The sequence below is a fragment of the Hymenobacter humi genome, assembly GCF_042665855.1.
GTDB classification, from domain to species: domain Bacteria; phylum Bacteroidota; class Bacteroidia; order Cytophagales; family Hymenobacteraceae; genus Hymenobacter; species Hymenobacter humi.
The window spans coordinates 1537785-1561045 of record NZ_JBHTEK010000001.1; the positions used below are offsets into that span (position 1 = coordinate 1537785).

A 23261-nucleotide genomic window follows, 5' to 3' on the forward strand; every position below is an offset into this window, starting at 1 on the left:
AACGATTCCAGCCCAACTCGTTCTACCATCGTTCAACGAGGGCAACCACCCCCGTCCGAGCCTTTGGCTCGAACATCCCCTCCTTAAAAAGGAGGGGAGCTGTGGTTCTGCCTATTATCTCTTGCCAAAAAGTAAGCTCAACCTAACGCGGAGCGACAGCGGGGCGTAAGCAGGGAATCCGTTCCTTCCTTTCCCGCCTTATGCCCACAAAACTCCCCAATCCCGCCCGCACTTCTGGTTCTACTATTTCGTCGTGGTTTGGTACCGCACCCGCTCTGCCCCGCTTCGAGCCGCTCAGCGAAAACACCACGGCCGACGTGGTGATAGTGGGCGGCGGCATTGCGGGCCTCACCACGGCCTACCTGCTGAGCAAGGAAGGCCATAAGGTGCTGCTGCTGGAAGACGGGGAGCTGGCCAGCGGCGAAACCGGCCGCACCACCGCCCACCTCTCGTACGCCCTCGACGACCGGTACACGACCCTGGAAAACCTCTTTGGCCAGGACGGCGCCCAGTGGCGGCCGACAGCCACCGCACGGCCATCGACACCATTGAGCAGATTGTACAGGACGAGAACATCGACTGCGACTTTACCCGGCTCGACGGCTACCTGTTTTTGCACGCCGACGGCACGCACAAGGAGCTGGTGGAAGAGCGCGACGCCGCCCACCGCGCCGGCCTCACCGACGTGGAGCTGCTGCCCCACTCCGGCACCACGGGCTTCGACACGGGCGAATGCCTGCGCTGGCCCAACCAGGGGCAGTTCCACATCCTGAAATATCTGGCGGGGCTCACCGAGGCCATTGTGCTGCAGGGCGGGCGCATCTGCACCCACACCCACGTGAGCGAAGTGCACGGCGGCGCCAGCGCCCGCGTGGTAACCGAAGACGGGGCCGAGGCCAAGGCCAGGCGCGCCATCGTCGTGGCCACCAACACGCCCTTCAACGACCGGGTGGTGATGCACACCAAGCAGCACCCCTACCGTACCTACGTGGTGGGTGCCCGCGTGCCCAAGGGCTCGGTAACGAAGGCCCTGTACTGGGACATGGCCGACCCCTACCACTACGTGCGCCTGCAGGAGGTGGCTACCGGCCCGCGCGGCGGCCAAACCGGCTACGACCTGCTGATTGTGGGCGGCGAAGACCACAAAACAGGTCAGGCCGACGACCCCGCTGCCCGCCTGCGCTGCCTGGAAGAGTGGACCCGCGACCGGTTTCCCATGGTGAAGGACTTCGAGTACCGCTGGTCGGGCCAGGTGATGGAGCCTACCGACGGCCTGGGCTACGCCGGCCGCAACCCCCTCGACGCCGACAATGTGTTCATAATCACCGGCGATTCGGGCCACGGCATGACCCACGGCACCCTGGGCCCCCTCATCGTGTCGGACCTGATAAATGAGCGCGACAACCCGTGGGCCAAGCTCTACGACCCGGGCCGCATCACGCTCAAGCGCGAAAGCGCGCAGGAGTACATCAAGGAGAACGTGAACGTGGCCATGGAGTACACCGACCTGCTCACGGGCGGCGATGTGAGTTCTGTGGACGACATTCCCAACGGCTCGGGCGCCGTGATGCGCCGCGGCATCACGAAAGTGGCCGTGTACAAAGACGAACAGGGCACCACGCACGAATGCTCGGCCATCTGCCCGCACCTGCACTGCGTGGTGCACTGGAACGGCCTGGAGAAAAGCTGGGACTGCCCCTGCCACGGCTCCCGCTTCACAGCCCTGGGCGAGCTGCTGAACGGCCCCGCCAATACCGGCCTGGCGCCGGCGTAAGCACGCCGAATACCAGAGAAGTTTCCGTCCGGTGCCAGCAGCGCTGCGGCTTCGATTGGGCTAAAAACGCTCAACATCATGTTTCTGAATCATCATGCCAGCCCGCAAAAAAACGAATTTCGAAAGCAACTGCCCCTCGCCCCGCGGCACCCTCATTGCCATTGGCGGACACGAAGAAAAAGACCCCCGGCCCAGCCGCGACCCCAACGCCGAATACGCCTCGGATTCGATTCTGCGCCGGTTTGTGGAGGAGCTGCGCGGCCATGGCCCTGTCGTGGTGGTGCCCATCGCCTCGGAAGAGCCCGACGAAGCGGCCGAGGACTATGTGAAGGTATTTGGGGCGCTGGGCGTAAAGCGGGTGGAGGTGTTCAATGCCCGGGAGCGGGCCGACGCCGAAACCGACGAGAACCTGAAGCTGCTCGACGAAGCTGCGGGCGTCATGTTCACCGGGGGCGACCAGCTCCGGCTCACGGCCCTGCTCGGCGGCACGGCCTGGCTGCGCCGCCTCAAGGAGCGGTACGCTTACGACGACATCGTGATAGCCGGCACCAGCGCCGGGGCCACCGCCATGAGCACGCCCATGATTTACCAGGGCCGCGACAACCAGGGCATGCTCAAGGATGAAATCCACATCACCACCGGCCTGCAGCTGTTGCACGATGTGGCCATCGATACGCACTTTGTGGCCCGCGGGCGCATCATCCGCATGGCCCAGATTATTGCCACCAACCCCGGCTGCATTGGCCTGGGCCTGGAAGAAGACACCGGCGTAGTGGTAACCCAGGGCCGGGAAGTGGAAGTCATCGGCAGCGGTGTGGTGACGGTGGTGGAAGGCCAGGACGTGACGGCCACCAACATCCACCTCATCAAGCCGGGCGAACCCATCACCATCCGCGACCTGCGGATGCACATCCTCAGCAGCGGCCAGCGCTACACCCTGCCCACGCAGGAGAGCCTGCACCGCTAAGAACCTATCCGAAAAATACCCTCTTCGCAAAAAGAACGTCATGCTCATCTGGCGTCCGCGCAGTCGAAGCATCTTTACCTCAGTGCTAAACCAATCGTCTGTCATGCTGACGAAGGAAGCATCTTATCAGGTCAGCACAAATCGTTGAGCCGTGATAAGATGCTTTGTGCCTCAGCATGACAAGAGGCGCGGTAGAGATGCTTCGGCAAGCTCTGCATGACGTTTCATTTTAATACCTGTTCGGAGCCGGTTGAGCTGAAAATTGAGCTGCGCCTGGGCTTGCCGGCAGCTCCCCGTGAGCAGTAGCCGCCGGCCGGACCTGAAACGGTTTTGCGCTCAGAAGAAGGAATATGGCCGACGGTCGAGCTAAGCTCGTTTATTTGCGTAGCATGAGCATCCAAACGCGCCGCATTCAGTACTTCTTCTTCGGGCAGAATTTCTCGGATGGGCTGCGCACCACGCTGGCGATTTTGCTGCCGGCGCTGGTCTTCTCGCAGTTGGGCTACTTCAACGAGGGTTTCACCATCTCGACCGGGGCCGTGTGTTTGAGCATACCGGACATGCCCGGGCCCGCGGGGCACCGCCGCAACGGCATGCTGGCGGCCCTGGCGCTGGTGGTGGTTACGGCCCTGCTCACGGGGCTGGCGGCGGCCAACGTGTGGCTGCTGGGGCTGGTGGTGGGCGCCTGCGCCTTCGGGCTGACCATGCTGCTGGTGTGGGGCGGCCGGGCCGGGGCCGTGGGCACGGCCGCTCTGCTCAACGTGGTGCTGGTGCTGGCCCAGCCGCCGCCCTGAACCGGGTGCTGCCCCACGCGGGCCTGTTGCTGCTCGGCGGGCTCTGGTACGCCGGGCTGGCCCTGCTGGTGCACCGCGTGCGGCCCTACCGCCCGGCCCAGCAGGCGCTGGGCGAGTGCATTCATGCCCTGGCGCGCTTTCTGGAGCTCAAAGCCCGGTTCTACGACTCCGATACCGCGCTCGACGACGACTACCGGCAGCTGGTGGCCCAGCAGGTGGTGGTGAATGAGAAGCAGGAGGCCGTGCGCGACGTCTTGTTTCGCACCCGCCAGATAGTGAGCGAAACCACCAGCATCGGCCGCCGCCTGGTGCTCACCTTCGTGGAAACGGTGGATTTGTACGAGCGCATCACGGCCACGTACTACGACTACGCCACTGTGCGGGCCACCTACGGCGGCAGCGGCGTGCTGCCCGAAGTAGCGGCCCTCATCCGCCACCTCGCCGCCGAGCCTCGACCACCTGGGCGTGGCCATCCAGGCTAACCGGCCGTACGCCGGGGCCGCCACAGACCACACGGCCGACCTCGCGCGCCTGCAAACCCGCATCAGCGCCCTCGACGCCGATAACGCCACTGGCGGGAGCACGCTGGTGCTGAAGAAGATTCTCGTGAACCTGCGCGACATCACCCGGCGCGTGGGCAACATCCGCCGCTACTTCGACGAAAGCCAGGCCGCCGCGGCGCCCGCGCCCAGCCGCGCGGCCGAGCACGGCCAGTTTGTGGCCCACCAGGAAATTGAGCTGCAGGCCCTGAGCCAGAACCTGACCATGAAATCGGCGGTGTTCCGGCACGCCATGCGCATGATGCTGGCCTGCCTGGTGGCGTTTGGGGTGTCGCATTGGCTCTGGCGCGGGCAGCACAGCTACTGGATTCTGATGACGGTGACCATCATGCTCAAGCCCGGTTTCAGCCTCACGCGGCAGCGCAACATCGAGCGCATCAGCGGCACGCTGGCGGGCGGCGCGCTGGGGGCCGCCGTGCTCTGGCTGCTGCCCTGGACGGAAGTGCAGTTTGCCGTGCTGGTGCTGTTTATGGTGGTGGCCTACAGCTTCCAGCGCACGCATTACCTGGTCACGGTGGTGTTCATCACGGCCTTCCTGCTTATCCTGTTCAGCTTTCTGGGGTTGAGCTACATCGGGGTGGTGCAGGAACGAATTGTCGACACCATCATGGGCTGCGCCATTGCCTTCTCGGCCGGCTACCTGCTGTTTCCCAACTGGGAATCGGACCAGCTCACCGACTTCATGGCCGCGGCCCTGCGCGCCAACCTCGCCTACCTGCGCCAGCTGGCCAACCGCCTCGCCGGCCGCCCCCTGCCTGCCAACGAGTACCGCCTGCTGCGCAAAGACGTGTACGTGAGCGGCGCTAACCTCGCGGCGGCTTTCCAGCGCATGCTCGCCGAGCCCAAAAGCAAGCAGCACCGCCCCACCGAAACCCACGAATTTGTGGTGCTCAACCACATTCTTTCCTCCAACATCGCGGCCCTCACCGCCACCCTGCGCGAGGCCGCGCCTGCCGTGCCGCCTTTCCCACCCGAAAGCCGCCGGGCCCTCACCAGCGCCCTGGCCAACCTGCACAAGAGCCTCACTAAGATTGCGCCCGACAAAGCCGGCCCGGCCCCCGAGTTGGGCCCCGCCGAACCCGTTGCTGCCAACGCCACCGACGACAAGCTGCTGCTGGAGCAGCTCGCGTTTCTGCAAAAAGTAAGCGGCGATATCGGCAAAGTGACCGAGGTGCTATCGGAAAAGGCCAAAGCTCTTTGAGTAGCTGTGGCCTCGGTTAGCCTGTGCGAGTAACGTGTGCCGTAGAGGCAATAGGAGCGTATCCGAATAGGCCGTAAAATGAAAGGTCATGCTGAGCTTGTCGAAGCATCTCGCCCGCGCCATTTGTCATGCTGACGAAGGAAGGATCTTCTCACGGCAGAACAATTCTTGCCAACGTGAGAAGGTCCTTCGCTTCGCTCAGGATGACAGGAGGCGCGGTATAAATGCTTCCACCTGCTCTGCATGACCTTTCATTTTACGGCCTATTCGGATGGCCCATAAATGCATCGGTGACGGAAAGGCGGAGTAAATTATGTGAGCGGTGACCGCTGACTGATAATTCATCCCGCCTTTCCGTCACCGATTCAGGCAGTCCCTAGCGCACTTACTGTATCGTATTGCGCGGGTCGGGCTTGGCCTTCATCTCGTAGTCCTGGGGCGGCTCAACGCCGGCTAGGTTTCGCGCAAAATAGTCCCAGCGGCGGCGCGTCATGTAGGGCGAGTAGGCGCCGAAGCCGTGCTGGGCGTTCGGAAACACCACCAGGTCGTAGCTTTTGTTGGCTTTGGTGAGGGCCTCCACCAGCAGCAGGGTGTTGGAGGGCGGCACGTTGTCGTCCATCAGGCCGTGGGCGAGCATCAGCTTGCCTTTCAGGTTTTTGGCGAAGGTGATGTTGGACTGGCTGTCGTAGTTGGTGGTGCCGTCGGGGTTGGTTTTGAGCAGACCCACGTAGCGCTCGGCCCAGTCGTCTTCGTAGTTGCGGTTTTCGTGGTTGCCCGATTCCGATATGCCCACCTTGAAGAAGTCGGGGTAGCGGAACATGGCCGCCGCCGTGGCGTAGCCGCCACCCGAGTGCCCCCAGATGCCGGCCCGGTTAAGGTCGATGTAGGGGTATTTCTGGGCCAGGCTGGCGCATGCCGGTCACCTGGTCAGAGAGCGTGTTTTCGGCCATGTTGCCGTAGCAGGCATCGTGGTAGCTCTTGGAGCGCAGCGGGTTGCAGCTGCCTTCAATCACTACTACCACAAAGCCCAACTCGGCCAGTGCCTGGTGGTCATTCCGGGCCGCCGCGAACGACCAGTTGCCCACGCCGCCTCCCTGCGGGCCGGGGTAGATGTAGTTGATAATCGGGTATTTCTTGGCCGGGTCCAGCGCCGTGGGCGTGAACATCAGCCCGTAGAGGTCAATCTGGCCATCCTGGGCTTTCACCGTGATGGGCGTGGGCGCCTTCCAGCCCGTGGCGGTAAGGCGGGAAATGTCTGTTTTCTCCAGCGCGGTCACCAGTTTGCCGTCGGCGGCGCGCAGCAGGGTGGCGCCGGGCCGGTCAGGCTGCGAGTAGGTGTCGATGAAATAACGGCCCGAGGGCGCCAGCGTCACCTGGTGGTTGCCGGCTTCCGGCGTGAGTAGCGTGAGGTGCTTGCCGTCGAGCCCAATGCGGTAGAGGTGGGTGAAGTACGGGTTGCCCGGCTCGCGGCCATCGGCCAGGAAGTAAAGCTGGCGCTTCTTTTCGTCTACCTTCAGCAGCTTCGTCACCACAAAGTTGCCCTTCGTAATCTGGTGCTTCACCTTGCCGTTGGTGGCATCGTAGAGGTAGAGGTGGCCCCAGTTGTCGCGCTCCGAGTACCAGATTACCTCCTTGGTTTTGGGCAGGTAGCGCCAGTTGATTGCGCCCTGGCCCGACTCGTATTGCGTGGGCACGGTTTCCTCGAATACGTCGCGCACAGCGCCGGTGGCGGCATCGGCTACCCGCATTTTTGCCTGCTTGTGGTCGCGCGAGGTCGATACGAAGGCCAGCTGGCTGCCGTCGGGGCTCCAGTCCACGTCGTCGAAAGTGCCGCTGCTGGAAATGTCGTCGGAAAGGGTGCCGCGGTGCGGGTCGGGCGCCATCTGGAAGCGCACCACTTTCGGGGTGTTCACTTCCACAATCACCCGCTCTATCATCGGAATGTCCTTGTCGCCGGGCAGCGGGTACTTCCACGCCTTAAGGGTGGGTTTGCCCACGTTGGTGGTCACGAGGTACATGTCGCTCACGTTGCGCTGGTCTTGCCGGAAGGTGGCAATCTTGCGCGAGTCGGGCGACCAGCGCAGCACGGGCTTGTCGCTGTGCGTCCAGCCGGCGTTGTCGGTGGCGTAGCCGTAGTCCTTGGCGCCGTCGGTGGTGAGCGGGGTTTTCTGGTTGGTTTTGGTGTCGCGCACCCACAGGTTGTAATCCTGAATGTAAGCGGCCAGGCGGCCATCGGGCGACTCTATTTCGTTTTCGGCGTTGGGGTTGGGCTTGGCCGCGGGCTCGGCATCGGGGCTCACTTGCCCGCTGGCCACATCGTATTTCCAATTTTTGCCACCCGCCGCGAAAGAAATGCTCTTCTCATCGGGAGAAAACGTGAAGCTGCGAAACGGCAGCCGGACAGCCTCGTAGGTTTTGCCACTGGCGGCCGATAGCGCGGCGGCCAGCTTGGCATGGTCAAAGGCCGGTTTGCGGGTTTTGCGGGCGGGGTCTACCAAGATAAACTCGCTGCCCTGGGCCGTCATCACGCGGTACCAGAATCGGTCGTTGGCCAGCCAGTTGGGCTGGCCGCTGGTACCGTCTACCAGGGCGGCGGTGTTGTAGGCCATGAAGCGTTCGGCCCGGGCGTAGTCCTGGTGGTGAGGGCGGGCGCTGCTGGGCCGTGGCCACCGCCGAAGCGGAGAAAGCTGACACCGTAAGGGCCAGTAAATACTTGTGCATAGGCTTTAGAAGAAGCGAGTTAACCGTCAGAATTTTGGGAAGCCTAAGATATCGCGAAATACCCGGCTGAACAGTTAACCCGATTGCTTCTAGTGCATAAGTGGTGCCTGCACAGTGATATAGGGTGCTGGAAACCATCCTCCCTCAGCAGGGAAGGCGCACCACGATGCGCGTGCCGGCCGGCGGCGCCTCGATGCTCACCGAGCCGCCCATGTACGCGGTGCGGGTGCGCACGCCGCGCAAGCCGATGCCGGTGATGGAGGCGTCCGGGCCCTTCGCTAAGCCGCGGCCATCGTCTTCTACGCACAGCTCAACTTCGGCGGGGCGGCGGCGCAGGTGCACCTGCACGTGCTGGGCCTGGGCGTGGCGCACGGCGTTGTTCACCAGCTCGGCCACGATGCGGAACGCGGCCGATTGCACGGGCACGGGCAGATGGTCGAGGTCGCCATCGAGCAGGGTGTGCACCTGGGGCGTGCCGTTCACGTTCAGGGCCTCGCACAGGGCCGCCACCGAGCTGGTGAGGCGGTTGGTGCCCTGCTCGGCGGGCAGCAGGGCGTGGCTTATCTGGCGTACCTGCGCGTAGAGCTCGCCCAGGATTTCCTCGGTGAGGCGGCTGATGGAGGCCGCGGCCGGGGCGGCGGCCAGGGCGTCGCGCACGGCGGTGCTTTGCCAGGCCATGTGCAGGGCGGCCAGGTTAGGGCCCATGGCGTCGTGCAGCTCGCGGGCCAGCCTGCTCGCGCTCGGCGTCCTGGGCGGCAATCAGGCGCTGGCCCACTTCGTTGCGCTGCTCCAGGCTCGCGGATGCGCAGCAGGGCGTTTTGCTTGAGCGTGTGCCGGAACCGGCCCGTGAGCAGGGCGCTGAGCACCAGCAGCTCCAGAAACAGGCCCCACGCCAGAGCATTGGGGTAGACGGGGTTGAAGCTGGTCCAGCCCAGGTGGTTGAGCCAGAAAATGGCAAAGCCCGTGAAGAAGAAGGAGTAGGTGAGGGTGTAGTACGCCGCCAGACGCCGCCGCCGGGGCTCCGCAGCAGGGTGAGCAGTGTCACCCAGCTGTAGCCAAAAACGGCTACCATGAGCACCTCCCGCGCGTTGTTGAGCCATTCGACGGTGGACAGACTGTGGTGCACGGCCCATTGAAAGAGCAGGGCATAGGCCAGCACAAACACCACTACCGTCGCAATCAGCCCAATCCCGGCCCGGTTCAGCCGGCGCCAGTCGCTGTGCAGCCGCAGAAACAGCTGCATGATGCGAATGCCCGCCGCGGCCGCCAGCAGCATGATGTTGTACTGGCCCACCGACCATATCCCCCGGTAGAGCCACGCCGGCAGCAGCAGCGCATCCAGCCCGTCTTCCATCATCAAAAACAGCGACACACCCACCACGTAGGCCACGTACCACAGGTAAATGCGGTCGCGCAGGAACGCAAACAGCACCAGGTTGAACAGGGCACTGCTCAGGTAAAAGCCCAGCAGCCACACCCAGTGCCGCTCAAACGGAAACCCCATTTCCCAGCTCAGGAAGTGCTCGGCGGTTTCGATGTAGGTGGGCAGGTACACGCCGCCGGTATGAATGTCGGCGCGCAGGTAGAGCACGGCCGCTTCGCCGGGGTCCAGGGTGAAGGGAAAGCTGAGCGAGCGGGCCGGAAACGGCCGCTCGGCCGCCGGCGTCCACGAACTGGCCGTGCCCAGGCGGGTGAACTTTGTCTCGCCCTGGCGGCGGCAGTAGAGCGCGGCGCTGTCGGTGAAGTTGAAGATGCTCCACAGGAAGCGCAGGCGCTGGGGCTCGGTGTTGCGCACGGGCAGGCGCATCCACACGCGCCGGTGCATCAGGCCCAGGTTGAGCGTCTTGTGCCAACGCCCGGGCCGGAACTTGCCCGCCCGCCATTGGGCCTCCGCCTGCTCGGGGTCGGGCGGCACGTCGAAGGGCTCGGTGTAGTAGCGGTACGCTTCGGAAATGTGCGCGCCCTTGGGGTCCTTGAGCAGCAGGGTGTCGCTTCGTTTTTGCTCGGTGGGGCCGGCTGCCTGCGCTACACCATTGCCCAGCAGCCAGCACCCCAACACCAGCGCAAGGAAAAAGCGAAACCGCATGAACACAGGAAAGTAGAGTTGCTCGGCTGGCAATTAACTACAAATTATTCTGGTTTTAAAATAATTACCCAGACTGCCGAGCTTACCTTTTGCTGAGCTAATCTGGTTGCGATAGTGAAGGGGCTTTGGTGGCCTGGGGTGGCCTAAAACGCCAAAAAACCACTCAACAAATTGAGCTGGTTTTTTGCGTCGCGGTAATATTGGGATTAGCGCGTCAGGACCATGCGGCCGCTGCTGGACTTGCTGCCCGCTGTGAGCTTGTAGATGTAGGTACCGGCCGCGAGCTGCGAGCCGTCGAACACCTGCGTGTGCACCCCGGCGGTTTGCACTTCGTTGCTTAGCGTCTTCACGCGCTGGCCGAGCAGGTTGAATACTTCGAGGCGCACGGCCCCGGCCTCGGCCAGGGTATAGGTGAGCACGGTGCGGCTCTGGAAGGGGTTGGGCGCGGCCTGAATGGCCTCGGCCTGCTGCTGGGTGCTGCTGCCCGCGGCCGTTGCGCCCGAGGAGATGTTGGCGGCGGCCGTCGAGTTCCACTGGTCGTGGGTGCGGGTCACGAGCACGGCAAAATCTCCGCGCTTCACCACCTGCAGGGGCTTGAAGGTGGCGTGCACCACCGGCTGCAGGTCAAATGGACCCTGGGTGAGGGTGTAGAAGGCGTTCATGATGTTCATGTCCAGAGCCACCTGCACGTAGCCGGCAAGGCCCGCCGGAATCTGAGCAGCGTCTTCTACCGGAATACGCTGGCCGTTCACGAGCACCGTGACCGAGCTCGGGGCATTCTGGGCACTGGCTTGCAGGCCCAGGCTTTGCACCAGCGAATAAGCCAGGCTGGCCCGCGACACCGAGGCATTGGGCGAGAACACGCCGGCCGCCGTGGGCAGCATCACGCCGTTCTTGCTTTGGTTGCGGTCGCGCAGGGCGGCGCCCTGGGCCGTTACCGATTCGGCCAGCAGCCGCTCGCGGGTGCTCACGTCGCCGAAGGAAACCGAGCCGTCCAGGGGCAGGAACTGGCGGATGGCCTGGCCCATGACCAGGTAGTCGGCCAGCTGAATGCGGGTCAGGTCGCGGTCGGGGGCAAAGCCCGAAGCCAGGCCGTCGACCAGGCGCTTGCTCACGGCCAGCTTGATGGAGCCTTCGGCCGGGTGGCCCACCACGTCGGCGAGGCCGGTGGTGCCGGTGGCCTGGTTCAGCGAAATCGAACCGGTCACGGTTTCGGGCAGGGCGGCGCCCTGCAGGCCGTCGAGGCGCACCGTCCAGGTGCCGGCTTCCGGCGATACCACCGCTACCGAGCGGCCGGGGCTGGTGGCAAACAGCACCGAGATGCCCGAGGCGTAGCGCTTGCCAGTGGGCGAGAGCAGCACCAGGTTGATGGGGTTGCCGGTTTCGCCCAGGGCGCCCGTCACCTTGCAGCTCACTTCCAGCGACGACGTGCCCGAAGGCACCGAGAACGTTTTGGCGTTGGTGGCCGTGGTGAGCGGGTTGAAATCGATGGTGAAAGCGCTGTTCACCGAAGCGGTATTCACGCTGCTGTTGAACACGCGGGTGGCGTTCGAAAAGGCCCCGTAGCCGGGCGCAGCGCGGAAGGCGCGGTCCACGGCGGCGAAGGCGTTCACCATGCCGCGGCCTACTTCCCACGATTCGCGGTTGGGCAGGTTGGTGGCGGTTTCTTCCAGAATGGCCTTCACCTGAGCCGGCGTGAGGGCGGGGTTGGCGTCCAGCATCAGGGCCACGATGCCGGCCACGTGGGGCGCGGCCATGGAGGTGCCGGTGAGGTGCGTGTAGAAGGGCAGGTGGGCGGGGTCCATGCCCGATTCCACGTCCTGCTGGGTGCTGAGCGCGCCGATGGGCGACACCGCGCGGGTCGAGATAATGTCGGTGCCGGGAGCCGTTACCGTCGGCTCGTCGCGCCAGGTGAAGGTCTGGCCATCGGCCGTGAAGGTGCCGCTCACGCCTTTCCGGCCGCGCGACGACGACGGGGCCAGCACGCCTGCCTTGTCGGCGTTGGCCACGGCAATCACCCACGGCGCTTTCTTGTAGTTGCCCGTGATGGTGCCCGAACCCGAGCCCGAGTTGCCGGCCGAGAACACCACCACAATGTTGCGGTCGACGCAGCGCTTGGTGGCCAGGGTGGTGGGGTCGCGCGGGTCGACGTCGGTGGCAATGTCGCTGGTGGTGCCAAACGAGTTGGTGATAACCCGGATGTTGTAGCGGAACTGGTTGACCAAGGCGTAGTCAAAGGCGCCGATGACGTCCAGAATGAACAGGCCAGCGCCGGTGCCGTAGCCTACCAGGTCGGCGCCCGGGGCCACGCCGGCGTACAGGCCGTTGGAGGCGGCACCAGTGCCCCCGGCAATGCCGGCTACGTGGGTGCCGTGCCCGCCGGTCTGGTCGGTGTTGGGCACGTTTTCGAGGTAGGTGATGGGCAGCATGGCGTCCTGGGCGTTCAGGTTGGTGGTGCCCAGCACGTTTTGCTTGAGGTTAGCGCCCAGCTTCAGGTCGGGGTGGGTGCCGTCGATGCCGCTGTCGTTCACCACCAGGCCAATGCCGTTGCCGGCCACCGGCAGGCCGCCGTTGCGCTGGGTGAAGGTGGGGTTGAGCCGCACGCGCTGGGCCCCGGTGAGGGCGGTGGCAGCGTCGTTGTCAAGCTGCAGCGGGCGGTTCAGGTACACCGACAGCACGGTGGGGTCGGCGGCGAGCTGGGCAATCTGGGCGTTGGTGGCCAGCACGCCGGCAATGGGCAGCTGGCGCAAGGTCAAGCCTTTGGTGATGCCCACGCTGCTCAGGGTTTGCAGCGCCGCGGCCGAGGGAGCCCCGAACCTTGGAAAGTCACAATGACCTGGTGAATGCCCGTCCCGCTGGCCACGGCTTCCTGCAGTTTCGGGTCGATGAGGGCCTGGGCCTGCATGGCCATAGTGCTGCCCGTCCAGAGCATCACCATCAGTAGTATTCTCTTCATAAAAAAGGTAAGCGGGGTTTATGAAAATTTGAAACTTACCAGCCTTACGGAGAGAATTTGCAATTGGATTTCGCTTTTGTTGAAGGATTTTCATAATTTGGTTCAACGCGTGCTTGCATAGTATTTAGGTTTGCCTATTTTTGGACATAAGTTCTTATTTAATTAACGTATTGGTTTATAATATTTTTTAATTGAGCTATTGGCAACGAATAGCTGCTAAAAAGTATTTCTAGCTCAACTAAAAATTGTTTGGATTTAATAGAAAAATTACAAATTTCGCAAAGGTGTCTGGACAAAAAGGCCGGTTCCGCAGGAGCAGAACCGGCCTTGTGGCATCGGGTGTCAGGTGCAAACGGCGGTTGAGCTATTTCGAAGCCTTGCCGGTATCGGGCTTGAGCGTGCGGCCCAACCAGTCGAAAAACACCCGCTGCCAGAGCACCGAGTTCTGGGGCTTGAGCACCCAGTGGCCCTCGTTGGGCAGGTACAGAAAGCGACTCGGAATGCCCCGCGCTGCGCCGTGCCGAAGGCTTCCATGGCCTGGCCCTCGGGCACGCGGAAGTCCTTGCCGCCCTGAATGACCAGAATGGGCGTGTCCCAGTTTTTGGCAAACAACTGCGGGTTGAATTCCTGGTAGGACTTGGGCGTGGGCACGTCCCAGGGCGCGCCGCCCATGTCGTGCTTGGCAAAGAACATTTCCTCGGTGCTGGGGTACCGGTGAGGTTGTAGAGGCCGTCGTGGGCAATGAAGGTCTTGAACCGGCCTTCGTGGTGGCCGGCCATGTAGTACACCGCAAAGCCGCCGTAGCTGGCCCCCACGCAGCCGCGCCGGTCCTTGTCGACAAACGGCTCCTGGCTGATGGCGTCGATGGCCGAGAAGTAGTCCCGAATGGCCTGGCCGCCCCAGTCGCCCGAAATGGCGTCGTTCCACTCCCGGCCGAAGCCGGGCAGGCCGCGCCGGTTGGGCGCCACCACGATGTAGCCGTTGGCCGCCATCAGCTGGAAATTCCAGCGGTAGCTCTGGCTCTGGGTGATGGGCGACTGCGGGCCGCCCTGGCAGTAGAGCAGGGTAGGGTACTTCTTGGCGGGGTCGAAATCGGGCGGGTAGATGACGTACACCTGCATCTGCTTGCCGTCGGTGGTGGTCACGCGGCGGTCTTCCACCTTGCCCAATTTGATGCCGGCCAGCTCTTGCTGGTTGATGGTGGTCAGGGGCGTTTCCTTGCCGGTTTTCAGGTCGAGGCGCACGAGGTCGGCGAAGGCCGACAGCGTGGTACGGTTAGCCACGGCCTGGCCTTTGCCCACCAGGCTCGAAGGTGTTGTAGTTCTGCGCGCCGGTGGTGAGCTGGCGAATTTGCCGCCCTTGGCCGGCAGCGAAAACAGCTGCTCGGCGCCGGTCACCACGGCCAGAAAGTAGAGGGTTTTGCCGTCGGCGCTCCAGCGCACGTTGGCCGCGCTCAGCTCCGAGCCTTTGGTGATGTCCACCCGCTTCTTGCTGGCAAAATCGTACACCACAATGCCGTTGCGGTCGCTCTCAAAGCCCGGCGTGGCCATGCTGAGCCAGGCCACCTGGCGGCCGTCGGGCGAGAAGGCGGGCTCGGTGTCGTAGCCGCCCAGGCCCTCGCTCAGGTTCACGGTTTTGGCGCTGCGGATGTCGTAGAGGTAGATGTCGGAGTTGGTGCTTTCGGCCTCGGCCTTGCCCGTGAGCTTGCGGCTGGTGTAAGCCAGGCGGTAGCCGTCGGGTGCGAAGGCCAGCTGCTCGGCCCCGCCGTCGGGCATCAGCGGCGAGTCAAATTTCTCGCCTTCCATCACGTCCTTGCCGTAACCGGTGGGCTTGCCGTCGGAACCCAGGGGCTGGAAAAACACGTGGCTGGCCAGGTGGTCGTCCCACACGTTCCAGTGGCGGTAGTTCAGGTCGTCGATGATTTTGGCGTCGGCCTTGGGCAAGTTCGGAAACAGGTCCAGCGTGGTGGGGCCGGATTTTACGTCCTGGGTGTAGAGGATGAAATTGGCCTTGGGCGCGTACTTCAGGTTGCTCAGGCCTTGCTCCGGAAATTCGCTGAGCTTGGTTTTGCCCGAGCCGTCGGCGCCCATCACGTAGAGCTGGTCGGTGCCGCTTTCGCCCGAGAGATACGTCAGCTTGCCATCGGGTCGCCAGTTCAGGGTGCTTTCCGAGCCGGGCGTGTCGGTGAGCTTTTTGGGTGTGCCCCCGGCCACGGGTACGGTGTAGATGTCAGCGTTGCCCTTGTTTTCGGCCAAGCTGTACTTGGTCACGGTGTAGGCCACCGTCTTGCCATCGGGCGACACGTGCATTTCGCCCAGGCGGCCCAATTGCCAGAGCTTTTCGGGAGTGAGTACGGTGGGATTTTGGGAGTGAGCCACCAGCGGCAGCATGGCCAGGGCAGCGGAGAAGAACTTTTTCATGAGCGAAAAGTAAGCCCCAGCGCGAAATGATGGGGCGGAATTATGCTCGTCCTGTCATGCTGAGGCACGAAGCATCTTCTCACCGCGGAACGAATCGTGGAGCCGTGAGAAGATGCTTCGTGCCTCAGCATGACAGACGATTGGAATAGTACTGCAGTAAATTTGCTGCGCTCTGTATGACGTTCTTTCATTACCGCAGTACCCAACAAAAAGCCCCGCCAACTCTGTTGGCGGGGCTTTTTGTGGTAGGTTAGGGCCACCTGCTAGCGCATAGGCGCACAAACATTTATTTACTTGATTTCTTACGTCCTGAGCCGCCGGGTTGTTTCCCGCCGCCGTCGGTTTTGTTCACCGTGGCCCACGCCCGAGCTTCGGCTTCGTCTTTTGGGACGCCCCGCTTTTCGTAGCCTTCTTCGATGTGCTCGGCCTGACGCTTCTGCTTGTCCGTGTACTTGGACTTATCTCCCTGAGGCATGGCAATGGATGGTTGAAAGTGGATGAAAATGGCCCGCGGGCCTGAACTATCGTAGTTTTACGCCCGCCGCAGGAGAGGGGTTAGGTTGAGCTTACTACCTTCGCTACCGGTTCGGGCCCTTTCAATTTCTTCTATGCGCCACGTTGCCGACATCCCCCATCCCGCCGTCAAAATCACGCTGCTGGCCTGGAACGGCAAGTTCCTGCTCAAGCTGGAGCAGGGCAATCTGGAGCAGACCTACAAAGTGGCCGAGCTCGACCTGCTCACCGGCACCGACGCCGAAGTGCGCGAGCTGCTGGACGAGGAGTTTCTCGCCGCCGCCATCGACCGCTTTCAACTGATGCGTGCCGATTTGCAGGCCGCCTTCGACCGCCACGAGCTCCGTTAAGGCACATTCAAAGCCCCTATTATGCATAAAATCTTCGCCCTCATACTGACTATAACGGGCCTGCTGACCAGCGCCCCGGCCTTGGCCCAACTCTACGACGTGCGCGCCAGCGAGGTGAACTACAACAAGAGCCCGCGCCCGGCCCTCAAGGTGCAGGTCGACGGCAAGGCCACCGACGTGCGCGAGTACTTCCAGAGCTGGATGAAGAGCAACTACAACATCAAGTTCAAAAGCGGCGGCGTGCTGGGCGTGGGCAAAAACGACGTGCTGATAGCCCGCCAAACGCCCGCCAACGCCATTTCCGGCAAGCTGGTGAACCTCTACGCCACGGTGGTGGCCCCGGCCGACTCGGTGGCCGAAGTGGCGGTGTTCGGCGGGTTCGACGACAACACGTTCTTCTCGCCCGACAAAACCGCCACCGAATACACCGCCGTGCGCACCATGGTTCAGAGCTTTGCCACCGCTGCCCGGCTCAAGGCCTACCGCGACCAGATTGCCGACGCCGAAAAGCAGCTCAAGGCCAGCGAAAAGGAAAAAGAAAAGCTGGAGAAGAACCGGATTTCGCTGCAAAACAACACCGCTTCCAACCTGGCCCGCATCGAGGAGCTGAAGAAGAAAAACGCCGAAAACCTGCTGCAGTCGCGCTCTGACTCGGTTTCTCTGATTAAGACCTCGCAGGAACTGGAGCAGCGCCGCGTGCGCCTGCAGCGCCGCCGCGACCGCCTTACGGCCCTCGACCGCAAAAACTAGCCCCGGCGCGGCCCGTACTCTCGTCATGGAAAACCCTTCTTCGCCCCTCGAAACCCTGCGGCAGCTCAAGGAAATGCTCGATGCCGGCGCCCTCACGCCCACCGAGTTTGAGGCCCTGAAGCAGCGCTTGGTGTTCACGGACCCTAACGCCTCGCAAGCATCTACCGCAGCGGAGCCGCCAGCTCCCAAGCCCGCCGCCCCCGTAGCCGCGCCGGTCGCCCCGCCGGTAACCCCAGCGCCGCCGGCGTCTGCTCCGCTTTTACACCTCCAGCGGTAGCGGCAACTCCGCCACCCGTGTCGCCGGCGCCAGCGCCCACGCAGTTCCCCTTGGTGGAAAACGTGCCCCTGACCTCTACGCTGAGTGGCAGCACCCCGCCTCCCGCTGCCGCCGAGCCCAAAAGAGAGCCCATTGCGCCGCCGCGGCCGGCTGCCGCCGTGCCACCGCCCATGCCGCCGCCTCCGCCGACCCGGGCCCCCGAGCCCCTGTCGGATGCCGACGCCGGCTGGGTAGCCAACGAGTTTCCCGAGTCCGAAGCGCCCGCCAAGCGCAGTCCGCTGGCCCTCATCCTTTCCATCGGGGGCCTGCTGGCTTTGCTGGGTTTGGTGGTGTACCTCTCGCTCAACAAGCACCCGTCTGAACACATCAGCAGCACCAGCCGGACCGCGGCCGACTCGGTGGCCGCGCCCATCGAAACCGGCCCCCAGGCCGCGCCTCTCAACCAGACCGTGGCCGAGCCGGAAACCATCCGGGTAAGGCCCACCAACCCGGCCCCAGCCGTACGGCCCCGGCCCGCGGCGCCCGTCCGCGACTCGGCTGTAGTGGTGCCGCCTACCGCCAGCACCGAGCCCGACTCGAGCACGACGCCTTAGGCTGCCCGCAACCGGGGAGCAGTGCGCCCAAGCCCAACGTGCTGGGCCCGTGGCCGTATGCTAAACCTCAGCCTCGCCCGGCTGAGGTTTTCTTTTCCTTTCCACCCGACCCCCTCTGTATGGCTATTTCGCACCTTCTTTCGTCCCGCTGGCTGGCTGTGCTGGCCGCCACGGGCCTTTTGCTGGGCAACTGCTCGTCGCCAAATACCAACGATACCGAAAGCATCGCCGTCGCGGCCGGCCCCGATACGCTCACCAATTCGCCCCTGCGGGTGGTGGCTCAATTTACGGGCCCACAAATGGTGGGCGTGGCCGTGGCCCCCGGGGGCAAAATCTTCGCCTGCTTCCCCCGCTGGGACTATAACCCAGTGTACCCAGTGGCTGCCGTGGGGCCCAACAACACCCTCGCACCGTACCCCAACGCCCGCTGGTGCACCTGGACCGATGCCGAGAAAAACGAGCCCCAGCAACACTGGATTTGCCCCCAAAGCGTGTTTACCGATAAATCGGGCATGCTGTGGGTGCTCGACCCCGCCTCGCCCGGCCTGAAAGGCACCGTACCCGGCGGCCCCAAGCTGGTGAAAACCAACCCCCAGACCGGCCAGGTTCTGCTCAATATTTCCTTCCCCGAAAGCGTGGCCCCGCGCAAGTCCTACCTCAACGACGTGCGGATTGACTTGCAGAACAACTATGCCTACATCACCGAATCGGGCACGGGCGCACTGGTGGTGGTCGACTTGAAAACCACCAAATCGCGCCGCCTGCTCGGCAGCCATCCGTCGACCAAAGCGGTAAAAGGCCTCGTGATAAAAGCCGAGGGCCACCCCATGATAGATGCGCAGGGCAAGCCCGCCCAGTTCAACGCCGACGGCATCGCCCTGAGCGCCGACAACGCCTACCTCTACTACTGCCCGCTCACCGGTCACACCCTCTACCGCATCAAGACCGCGGCCCTGCGCAACCCTGGCCTTAGCGAAGCCCAACTGGGCCAGCAGGTTGAAACCGTGGGCGAAATCCCGGCTTCCGACGGCCTGGAAATCGACGCGGCCAACAACGTATACCTCACCTCGTTTGAGCAGAGCGCCCTGCTGCGCCGCACCCCAGCGGGCAAAATCGAAACCGTGGCCAAGGACCCCCGCCTGCAGTGGCCCGATACCTACAGCTTCGCGGCCGACGGCAACCTCTACGTAGCCAATTCGGCCATTCACAAGATGCCCAGTTGGAACAAAGGCGTGGCTCAACCCCATGAACCCTTCCGCATCTTCAAGATGCCGCTGCCGAAATAGTTCAGGAAAATGCCGGGCACAAAAAAAGCCGCGCCTCAAACGGGCGGGGCTTTTTTATAGGGTAGCGATAAGATAAGTATAGCTAACGGTAGTTATTGCATAGCAACTTTCTGGATTTTTACGCCTTTGGTAAAGATGTCCAGGTTTTCGCTGGTGTGGGCCAGAATGTCCATGCAGTGGCGGTGCCGCTTGTTCATGGTGTCGTGGATGGTGTACACACCGTCCAGCTTGGCCGAGATGCCCGTTACGCGCACCGTATCGCCGAATTTGAATGTTCCGCCCCAGGGCTTAAGCAAATCGCGCGACAGTGCCATCCAGCGCTTTTTGGTCCCGTAATGCGGTTTAATGCGTGAGTTGTCAGCCGTCACGAACGGCTCGTTGTCGGTTTGTCCCGGTACTGCCTCGTAGATGGTGGCCGTCACCCGGTAGGTGAGGCTCTGGGCAACGTAGGACTTGGTTTTGGTTTTTACCTCGCGGCGCACAACAGTGGGGCGGCGGGTAACCTCTAGCGGCGCGATGAACTTAACCAGACCGGTGGCTTTGCGTTCGGCTGGGGCGGATGAAAATAGGGGGTAACTAACGCGGAGGCTGCTAATAGGATGTCTGCAAATAACCGTACATTATTCATTTAAAAGGGTTTCGTCTCGCCGCCAATCTCGCCTGGCAGTATGGGCGCCCTCCTGATTTTTCGGGAGAGGGAAAAGTGTTAACGGTGAGGCAGATAGATAAGTTTCTTAAAATTAAAATGTCCAACTCAAAGGCGCCTGACGTTCCATATGGCGCCCTTATAGCCGAAAGTTTATAGAAGTAAAAGCGCAAACGCAGGAGCTTTTGCCCCGTACGGTTGAGAATAAAATCTCCGGTGGTATATTATCCCGGCTGCGTGCCTGCCGCTTGCCGTAAAGGGCGCTCGACTATCCCCGCGATTTGTAATAAATTGGCCAGGCAACCCGTCGAGGCTACTTGTGCTTGAAACTATTGAGCTGAAAATCAGCTCAATTCGTGAATCCGAATTTAGGTTTTTGCCTGTATTCTAAGCGCCTTACTTTTACGCAGCCTTACTAAGCTGCTTTTCTCATGGACGCATACTCGTATATCGCCAACGCCGACGCGGCGGCCATTGAAACCTTGTACCAAGCCTACCGTCAGAACCCGGAGTCGGTGGACTTCGGCTGGCGCAAGTTTTTCGAAGGCTTCGACTTCTCCCAGCAGTTTCCGGAAGGGGCACCCGTGGTGCCCGGCAACGGCAACGCCACCAACGGCTCGGCCACGGCCGCACCCGCCGCCCCTAAAGCCCCGGCCCAGGCGGGTCCCCAGGCCGATGGCTTCGGCGTGCTGGAAACCGCCGCTTCCACCAACAACGCCCCCGCCAGCCTCAACGGCGAGGCCGTGGCCGGCGATAAGGAAACGGCCGTGCGCAACCTTATCCACGCCTACCGCAGCCGCGGCCACTTGCGCGCCAAAACCAACCCGGTGCGCGAGCGCAAGGACCGTAAAGCCCGCCTCGATTTAGCCGATTTCGGCCTCGGCGAAGGCGACATGGACACGGTATTCCGGAACGGCGAAGGCCTGGGCCTGGGCGCGCGGGCCACGCTGCGCGAGATTGTGGCGGCGCTGGAGAAAATCTACACCGGCCCCATCGGCTTCGAATACATGTACATCCGCGACCCGCAGGTGCTGGACTGGTTCCGCGCCAAGGTGGAGCAGGCTTCGCTGGCGTTTAACCCCGGCGTGGAGTACAAGAAGCGCATTCTCAAGAAGCTCAACGAAGCCGTCGTGTTCGAGAACTTTCTGCACACCAAATTCCTGGGTCAGAAGCGTTTCTCGCTCGAAGGCGGCGAAACGACCATTCCCGCGCTCGACGCCATCATCGGCAAGGGCGCGGACCTAGGGGTGAAGGAAGTGATGATTGGCATGGCCCACCGCGGCCGGCTCAATGTGCTGGCCAACATCATGGGCAAGACCTACGAGCAGATTTTCTCGGAGTTTGAAGGCACTGCCGTGCCCGACCTCACCATGGGCGACGGCGACGTGAAGTACCACATGGGCTACAGCTCAGAAGTGGAAGCCAGCGGCGGCCAGAAAGTTAACCTGAAGCTGGCGCCCAACCCCTCGCACCTCGAGGCGGTTAACCCCGTGGTGGAAGGCTTTGTGCGGGCCAAAATTGAGCACCAGTACGAAGGCGACTATCACCAGATTCTGCCCATCCTGATTCACGGCGACGCCGCGCTGGCCGGGCAGGGCATTGGGTACGAGCTGACCCAGATGTCGTTGCTGGAAGGCTACAAGACCGGTGGTACCATCCACTTTGTGATTAACAACCAGGTGGGTTTTACCACCGATTTTGAGGACGCCCGCTCGTCGATTTACTCGACCGATTTGGCCAAAATCATTGACGCGCCGGTGGTGCACGTGAACGGCGACAACCCCGAAGCCGTGGTGTTTGCCGTGCAGCTGGCCACCGAGTACCGCCAGCAGTTCCACGCCGACATCTTCATCGACATGGTGTGCTACCGCCGCCACGGCCACAACGAGTCGGACGAGCCCAAGTTCACGCAGCCTACGCTCTACAACATCATTTCGAAGCACCAGAACCCGCGCGAGGTGTACAACGCCATGCTGGTGCAGCGCGGCGACGTAGACGCCGAGCCTGGCCGCGCAGATGGACCGCGAGTTCCGCGACATGCTGCAGGCCCGCCTGGATTTGGTGAAGCAGAAGCCGCTGCCCTACAACTACCAGGCCCTGGAAAACGAGTGGCGCAGCCTGCGCCGCTCCACGCCCGAGGACTTCGAGCAGTCGCCCGAAACCGGCATCAGCGAAGACACCGTGCAACGCGTGGCCCAGGCCCTGACCAGCCTGCCCGAAGGCTTCAAGCCGCTCAAGCAGATTGATAACCTGCTGAAGGAGCGCCGCAAGATGTTCTTCGAAACCCGCGTGCTCAACTGGGCCGCCGGCGAATTGCTGGCCTACGGCTCGCTGCTGGCCGATAAGCACATTGTGCGCGTGAGCGGCCAGGACGTGCAGCGCGGCACGTTCTCGCACCGCCACGCCGTGTTGCACGATGCCGAAACCTCGGCGCCCTACACCTCGCTCAACCACATGGAGGGCGAGAATGAAAAGCTGAGCATCTACAACTCGCTGCTGAGCGAGTACGCGGTGTTGGGCTTTGAATTTGGCTACGCCATGGCCAACCCCACGGCCCTGGTGGTGTGGGAAGCGCAGTTCGGCGACTTCGCCAACGGCGCCCAGACCATGATTGACCAGTTCATCGTGAGCTCGGAAAGCAAGTGGCAGCGCATGAACGGCGTGGTAATGCTCTTGCCCCACGGCTACGAAGGCCAGGGACCGGAGCACTCCAACGCCCGCCCCGAACGTTTCCTGCAGCTGGCGGCCGAGAACAACATCGTGGTGGCCAACATGACCACGCCGGCCAACTTCTTCCACGCCCTGCGCCGGCAGCTCACCTGGAGCTTCCGCAAGCCGCTGGTGGTGATGTCGCCCAAGTCGATGTTGCGCCACCCGCTGTGCGTATCACCGGTGGAGGAGTTCACCAGCGGCACCTTCCGCGAAGTGCTTGGCGACACGTTTGCCGAAGCCAAAAAGGTGAAGCGTGTGCTGCTGTGTTCGGGCAAGGTTTACTTCGACCTGCTGGAAGAGCAGCGCACCAGCAACCGCACCGACGTGGCCATTGTGCGCCTCGAGCAGCTGCACCCCTTCCCTAAAAAACAGCTCAACGCTGAGCTGGCCAAGTACCCCAAAGCCAAGCTCTACTGGGTACAGGAAGAGCCCGAAAACATGGGCTACTGGAACTTCATGCTCCGCTACATGCGCCGCGAGCTGGAAGACGTCATTGCCCGCAAGCCTCGGCGTCGCCCGCTACGGGCTACAACAAAATCCACGTGAAGGAGCAGAAAGAGCTGGTGGGCCGCGCCTTCGACAAGCCCAAAGAAGCGGTGGCCGACAACAACATCGAAGCCACAGCGGAAATCGCCAAGAAGCAAGACTAGTTTAC

The 23261-nt window shown here is 62.7% G+C and carries 18 protein-coding genes and 3 pseudogenes; 12 read left to right on the forward strand and 9 right to left on the reverse strand.

Annotated features, from left to right (window positions below; translation table 11 throughout):
- Positions 1 to 200 precede the first annotated feature (200 nt).
- The 6 genes and pseudogenes from ACFQT0_RS08760 to ACFQT0_RS08785 all read left to right on the forward strand — a co-directional run.
- Positions 201 to 410: pseudogene (locus ACFQT0_RS08760) on the forward strand (FAD-dependent oxidoreductase); the annotation flags it as partial.
- Between the two features lie 101 nt (positions 411 to 511).
- Positions 512 to 1774, forward strand: coding sequence for an FAD-dependent oxidoreductase (locus ACFQT0_RS08765; protein WP_380202008.1), 1263 nt, complete (start codon positions 512 to 514; stop codon positions 1772 to 1774).
- Between the two features lie 94 nt (positions 1775 to 1868).
- Positions 1869 to 2741: a cyanophycinase gene (locus ACFQT0_RS08770; protein WP_380202010.1), complete on the forward strand. Its 873-nt coding sequence runs from the start codon at positions 1869 to 1871 to the stop codon at positions 2739 to 2741.
- Positions 2742 to 3130: 389 nt separating this feature from the next.
- Positions 3131 to 3535 (forward strand): hypothetical protein, encoded by a 405-nt coding sequence (locus tag ACFQT0_RS08775; RefSeq protein ID WP_380202012.1) that lies wholly within the window; start codon positions 3131 to 3133, stop codon positions 3533 to 3535.
- Positions 3457 to 4017, forward strand: a complete 561-nt coding sequence (locus ACFQT0_RS08780; RefSeq protein WP_380202015.1) for an FUSC family membrane protein — start codon at positions 3457 to 3459, stop codon at positions 4015 to 4017. Before ACFQT0_RS08775 ends, ACFQT0_RS08780 begins: the two co-directional genes overlap by 79 nt.
- Complete coding sequence (locus ACFQT0_RS08785; protein ID WP_380202017.1) at positions 4001 to 5296, forward strand: FUSC family protein; 1296 nt, start codon at positions 4001 to 4003, stop codon at positions 5294 to 5296. Before ACFQT0_RS08780 ends, ACFQT0_RS08785 begins: the two co-directional genes overlap by 17 nt.
- Positions 5297 to 5681: 385 nt before the next feature.
- On the opposite strand, the gene ACFQT0_RS08790 is transcribed toward ACFQT0_RS08785, so the two are convergent.
- The 8 genes and pseudogenes from ACFQT0_RS08790 to ACFQT0_RS08825 all read right to left on the reverse strand — a co-directional run bounded on the left by ACFQT0_RS08790 (position 5682) and on the right by ACFQT0_RS08825 (position 15954).
- Complete coding sequence (locus ACFQT0_RS08790; RefSeq protein WP_380205955.1) at positions 5682 to 6200, reverse strand: alpha/beta hydrolase family protein; 519 nt, start codon at positions 6198 to 6200, stop codon at positions 5682 to 5684.
- Positions 6169 to 7905, reverse strand: coding sequence for a DPP IV N-terminal domain-containing protein (locus ACFQT0_RS08795; protein WP_380202019.1), 1737 nt, complete (start codon positions 7903 to 7905; stop codon positions 6169 to 6171). Before ACFQT0_RS08795 ends, ACFQT0_RS08790 begins: the two co-directional genes overlap by 32 nt.
- A gap of 256 nt (positions 7906 to 8161) precedes the next feature.
- Complete coding sequence (locus ACFQT0_RS08800) at positions 8162 to 8722, reverse strand: sensor histidine kinase (RefSeq protein ID WP_380202021.1); 561 nt, start codon at positions 8720 to 8722, stop codon at positions 8162 to 8164.
- Complete coding sequence (locus ACFQT0_RS08805; protein WP_380202023.1) at positions 8712 to 10103, reverse strand: 7TMR-DISM family protein; 1392 nt, start codon at positions 10101 to 10103, stop codon at positions 8712 to 8714. Before ACFQT0_RS08805 ends, ACFQT0_RS08800 begins: the two co-directional genes overlap by 11 nt.
- Positions 10104 to 10309: 206 nt before the next feature.
- Entirely contained in the window at positions 10310 to 12877 is a 2568-nt protein-coding gene (locus ACFQT0_RS08810; protein ID WP_380202025.1) for a S8 family peptidase, read from the reverse strand.
- Positions 12878 to 12882: 5 nt separating this feature from the next.
- Complete coding sequence (locus tag ACFQT0_RS08815; RefSeq protein WP_380202027.1) at positions 12883 to 13059, reverse strand: hypothetical protein; 177 nt, start codon at positions 13057 to 13059, stop codon at positions 12883 to 12885.
- Positions 13060 to 13401: 342 nt separating this feature from the next.
- A pseudogene (locus tag ACFQT0_RS08820) lies at positions 13402 to 15479 on the reverse strand (prolyl oligopeptidase family serine peptidase).
- 286 nt (positions 15480 to 15765) lie between these two features.
- Positions 15766 to 15954 (reverse strand): hypothetical protein, encoded by a 189-nt coding sequence (locus ACFQT0_RS08825; protein WP_380202029.1) that lies wholly within the window; start codon positions 15952 to 15954, stop codon positions 15766 to 15768.
- 133 nt (positions 15955 to 16087) lie between these two features.
- On the opposite strand from ACFQT0_RS08825, the gene ACFQT0_RS08830 reads away from it, so the two are divergent.
- The 5 genes from ACFQT0_RS08830 (at position 16088) to ACFQT0_RS08850 (ending at position 19248) form a co-directional block, all read left to right on the forward strand.
- Complete coding sequence (locus ACFQT0_RS08830) at positions 16088 to 16342, forward strand: hypothetical protein (RefSeq protein WP_380202031.1); 255 nt, start codon at positions 16088 to 16090, stop codon at positions 16340 to 16342.
- 21 nt (positions 16343 to 16363) lie between these two features.
- Positions 16364 to 17092, forward strand: coding sequence for a hypothetical protein (locus ACFQT0_RS08835; protein ID WP_380202033.1), 729 nt, complete (start codon positions 16364 to 16366; stop codon positions 17090 to 17092).
- A 25-nt stretch (positions 17093 to 17117) separates the two neighbouring features.
- Positions 17118 to 17369 (forward strand): SHOCT domain-containing protein, encoded by a 252-nt coding sequence (locus ACFQT0_RS08840; RefSeq protein WP_380202035.1) that lies wholly within the window; start codon positions 17118 to 17120, stop codon positions 17367 to 17369.
- A gap of 17 nt (positions 17370 to 17386) precedes the next feature.
- Positions 17387 to 17962 carry a hypothetical protein gene (locus tag ACFQT0_RS08845; RefSeq protein ID WP_380202037.1) on the forward strand — a complete coding sequence of 192 codons (576 nt, stop codon included), beginning with the start codon at positions 17387 to 17389 and terminating at the stop codon, positions 17960 to 17962.
- Positions 17963 to 18081: 119 nt separating this feature from the next.
- Positions 18082 to 19248, forward strand: coding sequence for an L-dopachrome tautomerase-related protein (locus ACFQT0_RS08850; protein ID WP_380202039.1), 1167 nt, complete (start codon positions 18082 to 18084; stop codon positions 19246 to 19248).
- 92 nt (positions 19249 to 19340) lie between these two features.
- Here ACFQT0_RS08850 and ACFQT0_RS08855 read toward each other — a convergent pair whose 3' ends face one another.
- A complete protein-coding gene (locus ACFQT0_RS08855; protein ID WP_380202041.1) occupies positions 19341 to 19730 on the reverse strand; it encodes a hypothetical protein in 390 nt (129 codons plus the stop codon).
- 595 nt (positions 19731 to 20325) lie between these two features.
- Here ACFQT0_RS08855 and ACFQT0_RS08860 point away from each other — a divergent pair.
- Positions 20326 to 23256, forward strand: a pseudogene (locus ACFQT0_RS08860) (2-oxoglutarate dehydrogenase E1 component).
- The last annotated feature ends 5 nt before the right edge of the window (positions 23257 to 23261 follow it).

Excerpts from the sequence above, each read along its gene's own strand:
- ACFQT0_RS08770 (WP_380202010.1), top strand. The coding sequence starts at position 1,869 with ATGCCAGCCCGCAAAAAAACGAATTTCGAAAGCAACTGCCCCTCGCCC.
- ACFQT0_RS08775 (WP_380202012.1), top strand. The coding sequence starts at position 3,131 with ATGAGCATCCAAACGCGCCGCATTCAGTACTTCTTCTTCGGGCAGAAT.
- ACFQT0_RS08795 (WP_380202019.1), bottom strand. The coding sequence starts at position 7,905 with ATGGCCTACAACACCGCCGCCCTGGTAGACGGTACCAGCGGCCAGCCC.
- ACFQT0_RS08800 (WP_380202021.1), bottom strand. The coding sequence starts at position 8,722 with ATGGGCCCTAACCTGGCCGCCCTGCACATGGCCTGGCAAAGCACCGCC.
- ACFQT0_RS08805 (WP_380202023.1), bottom strand. The coding sequence starts at position 10,103 with ATGCGGTTTCGCTTTTTCCTTGCGCTGGTGTTGGGGTGCTGGCTGCTG.
- ACFQT0_RS08815 (WP_380202027.1), bottom strand. The coding sequence starts at position 13,059 with ATGAAGAGAATACTACTGATGGTGATGCTCTGGACGGGCAGCACTATG.
- ACFQT0_RS08825 (WP_380202029.1), bottom strand. The coding sequence starts at position 15,954 with ATGCCTCAGGGAGATAAGTCCAAGTACACGGACAAGCAGAAGCGTCAG.
- ACFQT0_RS08830 (WP_380202031.1), top strand. The coding sequence starts at position 16,088 with ATGCGCCACGTTGCCGACATCCCCCATCCCGCCGTCAAAATCACGCTG.
- ACFQT0_RS08835 (WP_380202033.1), top strand. The coding sequence starts at position 16,364 with ATGCATAAAATCTTCGCCCTCATACTGACTATAACGGGCCTGCTGACC.
- ACFQT0_RS08840 (WP_380202035.1), top strand. The coding sequence starts at position 17,118 with ATGGAAAACCCTTCTTCGCCCCTCGAAACCCTGCGGCAGCTCAAGGAA.
- ACFQT0_RS08850 (WP_380202039.1), top strand. The coding sequence starts at position 18,082 with ATGGCTATTTCGCACCTTCTTTCGTCCCGCTGGCTGGCTGTGCTGGCC.